This window comes from Priestia sp. Y58 (genome assembly GCF_029522095.1).
Classification (GTDB): Bacteria; Bacillota; Bacilli; order Bacillales; family Bacillaceae_H; genus Priestia; species Priestia megaterium_E.
Window position 1 is genome coordinate 503,921 of the sequence record NZ_JAKWFL010000001.1, and the last position, 11,437, is coordinate 515,357.

Consider the following 11,437-nt stretch of genomic DNA (forward strand, 5'->3'; position numbering starts at 1 on the left):
CTAAGCAGCAGCACCTTGTAAGATACATTTTTTCTACGAAGGCACTCTATTCTGTTGTCAATTTCATCATTTTTATTTATCGTATGACATTCACCCATAGAATGTACGTTCATCTGCTATATAAAGTAATTTTGATTGTTTTTTTATCGTTTTTCATTTAGAAGTTAAACACATGCTGACAGTCATAAAAAAACGCTACGCTCATAAGTGCACATACGTTCACCTACTCACTAAGATAAAACATTTAACCTTACACATCATACCATAGTTGGACTCAAAATTGGTTATCACAACATTACATTTTAAAAACATTTCATACAAAAATATCATCTACCTGTAAAAAATCGAAAATAAACCGCCAACAAAATCCGGCGTGCACTTGGATTTAAGATGACGGTTTACTTCAGTAGACCATTGCCTACTTGACATTATACAATTTTTTTCAATTAATAGCGAGAATATCTACTAACATTTAACAAAACTCCAACTGCTGCCAGCATGAGCGTCAGCGATGATCCGCCGTAACTTAAAAATGGAAGCGTAATTCCCGTAACAGGCATAAGACCTGTTACCACGCCTATATTAATCATGACTTGAATCGCAACCATTGAAATAATTCCCAAGGCTAAAAACGTTCCGTAAAGATCAGGTGCTCCGAGCGCTACTTTAATTCCTCTCCAAAGCAATAAGCTAAACAAAAGCAGAACGAGTGTTCCACCGATGAAACCGAGCTCTTCTGCCAGAATAGCAAAAATAAAATCAGTTTGAGGCTCCGGCAAATAAAAGAACTTTTGTCTACTTTGCCCTAACCCTAATCCAAGCAATCCCCCCGGTCCAATTGCATAAAGAGATTGAATGATTTGAAACCCGCTCCCAAGCGGATCTTCCCAAGGATTTAAAAACGAGGTGATGCGTTTAATCCGATAAGGAGCCGATAAAACAAGCCCTACAAAACCGGCAACGCCAAGCAATCCAAGCCCTGCAAAGTGACTGACTTTGGCTCCTGAAACAAAAATCATAACTAAACAAGTTCCAACAAGCACCGTTCCGGTTCCTAAATCCGGCTGCATCATAATAATGCCAAACGGTAAGAAAACCAGTAATAATGCCGGTAACATTCCTTTTCTAAAGGATGTAATTTTCTTCTGGTTTTCTGATAAATATTTCGCTAAAAATATAATCATAGCAAACTTCATAAATTCTGAAGGCTGAATCGAAAACGCTCCAACTCCTATCCAACTTTGAGACCCATTCCGTACTAGCCCTACTCCTGGAATCAATACAAGTACCAGCATAACAAAGCAAATGATTACAATTGGCTTTGCCCACGTACGCCACATCCAATAATCAATATTCATGATGACAAACATCGCGCATACTCCAAGCCCTGCAAATAAGAGCTGGCGTTTAGCAAAGAAAAAAGAATCATTAAACTTGTATGTAGCCCATACCGCACTTGCGCTGTATACCATGATAAGGCCGATGGTTAGCAAGGAAAGCGTAACGATTATGAGAAAAAAATCTGGGGTAGACCTTTTTGTCGACACTGTCACACACCTCTAAAAATAGATTAGGGCTAGTGTATTTTCTAGGTGTTTAGACAAGCCCTTATTTCAGTTTATGCACAGATTCAATAAAGATGTCACCACGTTCTTCAAAAGTTTTAAATTGATCCCAGCTTGCACAAGCAGGAGATAATAAAATAACATCTTCTTCATCTGAACAAGCATATGCTTCTGAAACTGCTTGTTTAACATTATCGACACGTTTTACAATTTGTATTCCCGCTTCTTTTGCTACGCGTTCAATTTTAGGAGCTGTTTCACCAAACGTAATCACAGCTTTCACATTTTTAAACTCTTCTTTTAAATCATCAAACTCATTGCCGCGATCGAGTCCACCTGCAAGTAGAATCGTCGGCTGCGAAAAAGCGGAAAGAGCTACTTTTGTAGCAAGCATATTCGTAGCTTTAGAATCATTATAAAACTTACGTTTGTTGATTGTCGTGACATATTGAACGCGGTGTTTAACACCAGCAAACGTTGTGAGCACGCGGTAGATAGCTTCATTTGAACAGCCGTACAGCTTCACAACGGATACAGCTGCTAAAATGTTTTCTTGATTATGTCTGCCTGGCAGCACCACATCTTTTAAGGACATCACTTCTTCATCTTTAAAGAAAATCGTTTCGTTTTTAATATACGCTCCTTCTGTCGTTTGAGCTGTAACAGAAAAAGGTACTTTTGTCGCTTTAACATTTGCACTAGCTTTCATCACTAGCTCATCATCCGCATTAATAACGGCAAAGTCTTCACTTGTTTGATTGTTAAAGAGATTTGCTTTCGCTTTGATATATTCCTCTTTTGTACCATGATAGTCTAAGTGAGCATCAAACAAATTCAATAATAAAGAGATTTTCGGACGGAATTTTTCAATTCCCATCAGCTGAAAAGAAGAAAGCTCCGTTACAATTACATTGTCCTTTGTTGCTTTTTGCGCCACTTCACAAGCTACTGTTCCAATATTTCCAGCAATCAACGGCTGCTTTTGATCTTCTTCTAACATTTTATAAATTAGCGTTGTTGTTGTTGTCTTCCCATTGCTTCCCGTAATTCCGATAAAAGGAGCTTCGCTAATTTCATAAGCCAATTCTACCTCTGTTAAAATCGGAATACTTCGCTTTAATGCTTCTTGCAATAGAACATTTGAATACGGAATCCCAGGGTTTTTTACAATAACATCCGCTTTGTCTAAAAGCTCAAGCGGATGATGTCCACAGACAACTTCAATGCCCGTTTTTTCTAATTCCTGTGCTGCTACGTTCTCTTCGTACGGTTTTTGATCATTAACGACTACTTTAGCACCAAGCTGTTTAACTAACTGAGCGGCTGCTAAACCGCTCTTGGCTAATCCTAAAATAAGTACTTGTTTACCTTGATACGTATTGACTGATTTCATTTAAATCCACACCTCGATATAAATTCCAAGCATTGCAAATAATAGTCCTACAGCCCAAAAAGTCATAACTACGCGCCATTCCGACCAGCCGCTTAGCTCGTAATGGTGATGAAGCGGGCTCATTTTAAACACACGTTTTCCTGTTGTTTTGAAAGATGCGACTTGAATAATAACAGATAGTGTTTCAATAACAAACACACCACCGATAATAACAAGCAAGAATTCCATTTTCATTAAGACAGCCACCGTAGCGATAGCTCCTCCTAGCGCTAAAGAACCCGTATCTCCCATAAATACTTTTGCAGGATGGGCATTAAAAACTAAAAATCCTAACACAGCTCCTACGACAGCAACTGAGAAAATAGATAGTTCAAACTGCTCTGCATTCCAAGCAAGAACTGCAAATGCACCAAAAGCAATCGCACTTGTACCAGATACAAGTCCATCTAATCCATCCGTTAAGTTAACCGCGTTTGAAAAACCAACAAGCCAGATGATGAGGAAAACAACATAAAACCAACCTAAATCGATTGGGTCTTTAATTCCAGGAATCGTCACTTCAGTTGAAAACTCAAACTGTCTTGCAATAAAGTAAAAAATAATTGAAATGACAACCTGACCTAAAAACTTTTGTTTAGATGTTAATCCAAGGTTACGCTTTAACACTACTTTTATAAAATCATCTAAAAATCCTAACAAACCAAATCCGATTGTGACAAATAATAATAGAAACGTCTTATATGTAAGTTCTGCATATTGATTGACCATAATAAGAGTTGCCACAATAATAGATAATAAAATCATGATACCGCCCATTGTAGGTGTACCTGATTTTTTCTGGTGAGATTTCGGGCCTTCATCACGAATACTTTGACCAAACTTTAATCTTCTTAAGAAGGGAATAAAAATCGGCGACAATACAACCGTAATCAAAAAGGCTACGCCGATTGTCAATAAAATTGATTGTTCTAGCACGATGTCCCCTCCTTAACTTCCAACTCATTCCGACTCATTTTGTTCTCTACCCATTTCATTACTACTTTCGCTCCTCAATCATTTTGCGTGCTACTTCTCGATCGTCAAAATCGAATACTTTCTTACCAATAATTTGATAGGTCTCGTGCCCTTTTCCAGCAATGACAATAACATCATCTGCATGCGCTGTTTCCACTGCATAGCGAATAGCTTCTGCACGATCAGCAATCGTCACATAGTTATCTGTATCCAAACCTTCTTCCATATCTTTTAAAATAGCCAATGGATCTTCACTTCGTGGATTATCAGATGTCAAAATAGCTTGTGTACTGTATTCAGCTGCAATCCGAGCCATGATTGGTCGTTTTGTACGATCTCGATCTCCGCCACAACCAACAATAACATATATATTGCGTTTTGCGAATTCTTTTACAGTTTTTAACACGTTCTCTAAGCTGTCCGGCGTGTGGGCATAATCAACGATAACCGTAAAATCTTGCTCCGCATCAACCACTTCAAAACGCCCAGACACGCCTTCTAACACTTTTATTTCCTCGACAATAACTGACAGAGGAATACCTGATACTAAACATGAAGCCGTAGCCGCTAATACGTTGTAGACGCTGAATTTCCCAATAAGCTTCATTTCTACACGAACCGTTTCTGTCGGTGTTGTCAAGTCGAACGTTGTGCCGCTGTTTGTAATTTGAATATTTGTTGCACGAATATCACTGTCACGGTCAATGCCATAGGTAATCACTGTAGCAGCCGTGTTCTTAATATATTCCTCAGTTGCCGCATCATCAGCATTCAGAACAGCAAATTTAGGACGATTATGGTTATAAGCGTTTCCTAACTGTGCAAATAGCAACCCTTTCGCACGACGATAATCTTCCATTGTATGATGATAGTCCAGATGATCTTGCGTTAAGTTACTAAATACCGCCACGTCAAAGTCGCACCCGTGTACGCGTCCTAAGTCAAGCGCGTGAGATGATACTTCCATCATCGCTACTTCTACATTCTCCTCCACCATTTGGTGAAATGTTTTTTGGAGCGTCAGCGATTCAGGCGTTGTGTTTTTCACATCATAAGACGTATCACCAATACGAATTTCAATCGTTCCAATTAGACCCGTCTTTTTATGTTGTGATTTAAAGATATGCTCAATTAAATGTGTAATCGTTGTTTTTCCATTTGTGCCTGTTACACCAATTAAATGCATTTTTTGTGTGGGCTGATTGTAGAAAGCATCCGCTAGTACTGCCATTGCTCGTTTTGTACTCTTCACGCGTACAACAGGCACTTCTACATCCACGGGCTTTTCTGCTAAGATTGCTACTGCTCCTTTTTCCACAGCCATCTGTGCAAAGCTATGACCATCAACTGTATAGCCATCTATACAAATGAACAATGCTCCGGGCTTAACTTCTCTTGAATCCATTTCAATTGACGTAATATCAATATTCTGTTCAGGAAGCTGAACAAAATCATGTAAATGTGTTAGTAGTTCTCGTAAATCCATTCCTACCATGTCCTCTCTATTTGTAAAGTGAAACGTTTGTTATAAGACGCTATGGCAACTATTCTTCTTTTTCTAGCATCTAACCTATTACATTTTACAGAAAAAGAAGCCCGGAGGGAACACCCCCAAGGCTTATTTGTTGATTTCATGTTCACACGCAGAGTAACCTGCTGATTATCATGCAAGGAAGAATAATGGTTTATAGAGATTTTTATTTTCCCATATAAATTCTAACCGTTTCGCCTTCTTTAACTTTCGTTCCGGCTGCAGGAGACTGCTTGACCACTTTATCTCCTTCGCCACTCACATCTAATTTTAAATTAAGTAGCTGTTCTTGTAACTCTTTTTTTGACATTCCTACGACATTTGGTACTTTTATCATTGGTGTGTCCAGCCACGTTAACTCTTTTTCAATTTGTCCTTTACGCGGTTTAATGTCCATCACACGCAAACTGTCTTCAATCATTTTACCTACAATCGGAGCTGCTACAACTCCACCAAACTGAATGGTGCCTTTTGGGTTATCAACTGCAACATACACGACAATTTCAGGGTTATCTGCTGGTGCAACACCGATAAAAGAAACGATGTGATTATTTTTTAAATACTTTCCATTTTGAGCTTTCTGCGCAGTACCCGTCTTTCCTCCAACGCGGTACCCTTCCACAAAAGCTCCTTTTCCGCTTCCTTGTGCTACTACACTTTCAAGAGCAAAACGCACTTGCTTAGACGTTTCCTCGGAAATAACTTTTCGCTTAGCAACCGGCTTATGACTGCTTACAACTTTTCCGGTAGTTGGATCTACCCACTCTTTGGCAATATAAGGTTCATAAAGCGTTCCACCGTTTACGGCTGCTGAAACAGCAGCTACTTGTTGAATAGGCGTAACAGCAACTCCTTGCCCAAAAGCTGTTGTAGCTTGTTCAACCGGCCCTACGCGCTCAAGCGGGAACAAAATTCCTTTTGCTTCCCCTTGTAAATCAATACCTGTTTTTTGACCAAAGCCAAATTCTTTAATGTATTTGAACAATTTCTCTTTTCCTAAGCGTTCCCCAAGCTCCACAAAACCAGGGTTACATGAGTTCTGTACAACTTCTAAAAAAGACTGCTGTCCATGTCCGCCTTTTTTCCAGCAGCGAAGTCTCGCTCCGCCAACTTCCGCGGCTCCATCATCGTAAAATTGATCTTTTAGTAAATCCACTTTCTTTTCTTCAAGAGCAGCTGCCAGTGTAATAATCTTAAACGTTGATCCGGGCTCATATACGCTCCAGATTGGAAGATTGCGATTATACACCTCAGGCTTCACATTTTTAAAATCCGTAGGATCAAAGCCCGGACGACTTGACATACCTAAAATTTCACCGTTTTTAGGATTCATGGCAATGGCAATCATACCATCTGGATTATAAGCTGTCTGAGCATTATCCAACTCACGCTCCATGATCGTTTGCACACGTGAATCAATGGTCAATCTCAAATCCAGCCCGTCCACAGGTGCTGTGTAGTCATCGGCTATATTGGGCATCTTTTTACCTTTAGCATCAGAATACAATTTAACTGAACCTTTTTGTCCTTTTAGCTCTTTATCATAATATAATTCAAGGCCTGTTAACCCTTGATTATCTACTCCCGCAAAGCCTAATACATGCGACAAATAACTTCCAAACGGATAGTACCGCTTCGAATCCTCAGCTATATATACGCCTTTTAAATTTAAATTTCGCACTTCATTTGCTTTCGCATGTGAAATTTTTCTTCCTTCAGGACGCAAATATACGCTAGAAGAAGCTTTTGTTATTTGTTCATATACTTTTTCTTTTGATGCTCCCAGCACTTTTGCTAACTTTTCAGCCGTAACAGCTGGATTTTCAACTTGTCTTGGCATAACTAAAACGGTCGGTGCACTTTTATTTGTAGCAAGTGCCACATCATTGCGATCTAGTATCTTTCCTCTTTCAGGTTCAAAAGGAATATTCCGACTCCATAAGTCTTTGGCTTTTTCAGTTAGCGTATCCCCAGTCAGCAACTGTACATATCCAAGCCTTGTATCAATAATCAAAAACACAATAAAACCGACAAACAAAACAATGGCTAGCCTTTTACGAACTGTGACTCCTGATACCCGCATATATTAGAACCTCCTCTGAATCGGCTCGTTCCAATATATGCTTGTACAGGATTCACTAGAACTTAATTTCTAGTCAAGTTGCTTATCGTCTTTTTTACTATCAGATTCACTTTTTTCCGTTTCTTTTAACTTATTTAACGTGCTTGAAAATTCTTTAGGCGTTTCAAGTTCCACTTTCAGATACGTTCCTGCTTTTAGCGGATCGCCTGCTTTAATACTTTGACTTACAACATAACCATTTTCAAGTGCGCTAGGTCGAACGTTGACAAATTCACTAAAGCGAATAACATCACGATGTGAAAAACCTGTTAAATCAGGCATTGTGGCTTTTCCATTTGTCTTAATAAACACGCGTTGACCAGTGACAATGGTATCAGAAGTAGGTGACTGGCTTTCTACCGTATCTCCTTTACCTATTACAACAGGAACAAGTCCTTTTTGTTTTAAGTCTTTCACAGCACTGTCAACTGATTCGTTAACGTAAGATTTAAGCGTAATTTCTGAATCTACCTTTTTCTCTTCTGTTTTCTTTCCGTCTTCGTCTGTTTTTTCAGGCTCTACCCCTAAGTACTGCAGGCTGTTTTTCATCACCGGATTAAATACGGCTGTAAGCGGTGCAGTACCCGTCTCTTGAGGCGTGAGAGTTGGATTTTTAACAGCTACATAGACAAGCAGCTTTGGATCTTTAGCAGGTGCAAAGCCCATAAAGGAAATGAAATTTTTCCCGTGTCCATGCAAGTAGCCTCCGTTAGGACCAGGAATTTGAGCTGTTCCCGTCTTTCCAGCGACATCGTATCCTTCAATCGCGTAAGGTTTCCCTGTTCCGTCATCAGAAGAAACAACGGTTTCTAAAATATCTAGCGTTTCGTTCGCTGCTTTTTTAGAAATAGGTTGTCCTACTACGGTAGGTTTTGTTTTCTTAATCGTTTTCTTATTTGTTTCATCGATTACTTGTTTAATCACGTAAGGCTTCATCATTTTCCCGTCATTTGCAATCGCAGTAGCCGCTTGAATTTCTTGAATAGGCGTAAAAGCAGACGCCTGTCCAAACGCAGTGGTTACGCGGTCTCTCGGGTACTTCGTCACTAACTTGCTAGAAGCTTCGTTTGGCAAGTCAATTCCCGTCTTATCCATAAAGCCAAACTTGTCCAAGTATTTATACAAACGGTCGGTACCTAATTTTTCGTTGGCTAAAATGGCAACCGCTACATTTGAAGACCTTTGAATTCCTTCATTAAATGTAATAGCTCCCCAGCCGACTCCGCCGTTGTGATCGTTAATCGGAACGCTGTTTTTCGTTACTTTATAAGATCCCGACTGATAGCGGTCTTCGCCGTTATAGACGCCTGCATCAATCGCGGCTGCTAGCGTAAAGATTTTCATTGTTGAACCAAGTTCATAGCTGTTTTCAACAAACGGATTACGATAAGAAGTGATATCACGAATATTTGGGTCAAATGAAGGGCGGTTTGACATCGCCAAAATTTCACCGGTTTTCGGATTCACTACCGTTGCCATTAGCTCTTCTGGTTTATATTCTTTAGCAGCAGCTGTCATCGCATCCTCTAAAAACGTTTGAATTTTTTCATCAATCGTAAGCGTGACGCTGTCTCCATTTTTCGGAGCTACAATTGACTCTTTTGGATCCGGAAGCTTAATTCCATTTTTAGCAGCTTCGTATTTTACATATCCATCTTCTTCAGAAAGCTGCTTATCAAATACTTTTTCAATTCCCATTTTCCCTACGATTTTACCCGTATCATCTTTTTGTGCGTATCCTAAAATACTTGAGGCGAATACACCGTTTGGATAGAAGCGCTTCGAATCGCGTAAAAACGTGATGCCTGGGAGATTTAGTTTTTCAATTTTTTGTTTTAGCACGTTATCGATGTCACGTCCGCCTGGGCCAAGTTCGACTTGGAAGACGTCTTTAGACATCATTTTTTCAAGTTTAGACTCATCCATCTTCAACAATGGGGCTAATTTTTCAGCCGTCTTTTCAGGGTCTACTACGTGCTGCGGGTGATCTTTGTCTTTTGTTTGTTTTTTATCTAAAATCGCCACAACCGTATAAGCACCCGTGTCTTGGGCGATTGCTTCTCCGTTTCGATCGTAAATCGTACCGCGCTGTCCTTCAATTTTAGACGTTCGCGTATGCTGTTTTTGTGCAATTTCGGCTAAAGCTTCTCCGTCTGCTTTGCCCGTCGCTTGGATGTAAAAGAACCTGATGGCTAATACAAAAAAGAGCAATGCAAATATTAAAATTAATATTGCTGCTCCTGTACTAATATTGCTATTTTTTCTTGGCGTAGTCATCGCAATTAATCGTTAACGACTTTTACGTTATTTTCATTCAATTTTAGTCCAAGTTCTTTTGCTTTTGTCCAAATACGATCGTATGCACTTAACTCTGTTACCTGTAATTTTAACTCATTGTTTTTTGCTTCTTGCTTGTCAATCTTTCCATCGAGTGATTGCACTTCTTCACTGATGCTATAAAGCGAAGATTGATTTGAAATGATTTGCACAGACCCAAACAGCATGAGTGCGACAAATCCAGAATACACAATTTTTTCACCAACCGTGATTTTTCTTTTTGTCTTCCGAACAACTTGACGTACCGTCTTTTGCTGCTTCTGCTGCTGATCTTGCTCTCTTACTTTGTATGCTACATTGTTCATTCTCGTCCCCTCCTCTTTGATTAAACCCTTTAATTACACTAATTTCTCAACAATTCGAAGCTTTGCCGAGCGCGCGCGCTTATTTTCTTCTATCTCTTCTTCTGAAGGTAAAATAGGTTTTCTTGTAATAACTTTCATTTTAGGTTTAAATTCTTCTGGAATAATCGGCAGTCCATGCGGAAGCTGCGGAACCGTACTTGCATTTTTAAACGCAACTTTACAAATTCGGTCTTCAAGTGAGTGGAAGGTAATAACACTTACACGTCCACCTTTTTTGATTACATCCATAGCCTGTTCAATTGCATCTTCAAATACTTGAAGCTCGTTATTTACAGCAATTCGAATAGCCTGGAAAATTCGTTTTGCCGGATGTCCACCCGTTCGTCTAGCTGGCGCTGGAATACCATCTTTAATAAGATCAACCAGCTCTAGCGTTGTTTCAATTGGTTTAGACTCTCGATATGCTTCAATTTTGCGGGCAATTTGTTTCGAAAACTTTTCTTCTCCGTATTGGAAAAAGATTTTCACAAGTTTTTCATAAGGCCATTCATTTACTACGTTGTACGCAGAAAACATTGAGTTTTGATCCATGCGCATATCAAGCGGGGCATCATGATGAAAGCTGAACCCTCGCTCTGGTGTATCCAACTGAGGAGACGAGACTCCGAGGTCAAACAATACTCCATCTACTTCTTCAATTCCATGTTTCATTAGCTGCTCTTTTAAATAGCGAAAATTACTTTTGATTAGAATAACTCTGTCTAGATACGGGGCCAATTTCTCTTTTGCATTTGCCAGAGCGACATCGTCTTGATCAAACGCAATTAATTTCCCTTTTTCTGATAGCTGTTTTACGATATATTCACTATGACCTGCTCCGCCAAGCGTGCAGTCGACATATACTCCATCCGGCTTAATATTTAAGCCTTCCGCTGCTTCTTTAAGCAAAACAGTTGTGTGATTAAACATTATGACACCTACTTCTTTCTAAACTACTTAGTTATGTATACAAAAAGCAAAAAACGGTGTTTTTCTTTGATATATATACACGTTTATATTATATATCAAAGTTCAACATTATTTCAGCTATTTATATAAGAATTAAGTAGAATTTTGTCTTTTTGTCACAAATAGTGTCATTTTGTTAAAAGTAGGACATATTCGTAGAAT

8 protein-coding genes are annotated in these 11,437 nt (G+C 39.2%); all 8 read right to left on the reverse strand.

Going from position 1 to position 11,437, the window contains the following annotated elements; genetic code table 11:
• Positions 1 to 446: 446 nt before the first annotated feature.
• Positions 447 to 1,547 carry a stage V sporulation protein E gene (gene spoVE, locus MMB68_RS02645; protein ID WP_013058959.1) on the reverse strand — a complete coding sequence of 367 codons (1,101 nt, stop codon included), beginning with the start codon at positions 1,545 to 1,547 and terminating at the stop codon, positions 447 to 449.
• A gap of 61 nt (positions 1,548 to 1,608) precedes the next feature.
• On the reverse strand, positions 1,609 to 2,958 hold the full coding sequence (gene murD / locus MMB68_RS02650; protein WP_014458374.1) for a UDP-N-acetylmuramoyl-L-alanine--D-glutamate ligase: 1,350 nt from the start codon (positions 2,956 to 2,958) through the stop codon (positions 1,609 to 1,611).
• The gene (mraY, locus tag MMB68_RS02655; protein ID WP_013058961.1) at positions 2,959 to 3,933 is read right to left on the reverse strand and encodes a phospho-N-acetylmuramoyl-pentapeptide-transferase; all 975 of its coding nucleotides are present in this window, start codon (positions 3,931 to 3,933) and stop codon (positions 2,959 to 2,961) included.
• Positions 3,934 to 3,994: 61 nt separating this feature from the next.
• The gene (locus tag MMB68_RS02660; protein ID WP_025750376.1) at positions 3,995 to 5,458 is read right to left on the reverse strand and encodes a UDP-N-acetylmuramoyl-L-alanyl-D-glutamate--2,6-diaminopimelate ligase; all 1,464 of its coding nucleotides are present in this window, start codon (positions 5,456 to 5,458) and stop codon (positions 3,995 to 3,997) included.
• Between the two features lie 211 nt (positions 5,459 to 5,669).
• The gene (locus MMB68_RS02665; RefSeq protein ID WP_277548181.1) at positions 5,670 to 7,586 is read right to left on the reverse strand and encodes a stage V sporulation protein D; all 1,917 of its coding nucleotides are present in this window, start codon (positions 7,584 to 7,586) and stop codon (positions 5,670 to 5,672) included.
• Positions 7,587 to 7,655: 69 nt separating this feature from the next.
• Positions 7,656 to 9,902 carry a penicillin-binding protein gene (locus MMB68_RS02670; protein WP_277548184.1) on the reverse strand — a complete coding sequence of 749 codons (2,247 nt, stop codon included), beginning with the start codon at positions 9,900 to 9,902 and terminating at the stop codon, positions 7,656 to 7,658.
• A 5-nt stretch (positions 9,903 to 9,907) separates the two neighbouring features.
• Positions 9,908 to 10,267 carry a cell division protein FtsL gene (gene ftsL / locus MMB68_RS02675; protein WP_013058965.1) on the reverse strand — a complete coding sequence of 120 codons (360 nt, stop codon included), beginning with the start codon at positions 10,265 to 10,267 and terminating at the stop codon, positions 9,908 to 9,910.
• Positions 10,268 to 10,300: 33 nt separating this feature from the next.
• The gene (gene rsmH / locus MMB68_RS02680) at positions 10,301 to 11,236 is read right to left on the reverse strand and encodes a 16S rRNA (cytosine(1402)-N(4))-methyltransferase RsmH (protein WP_277548187.1); all 936 of its coding nucleotides are present in this window, start codon (positions 11,234 to 11,236) and stop codon (positions 10,301 to 10,303) included.
• Positions 11,237 to 11,437: the final 201 nt, after the last annotated feature.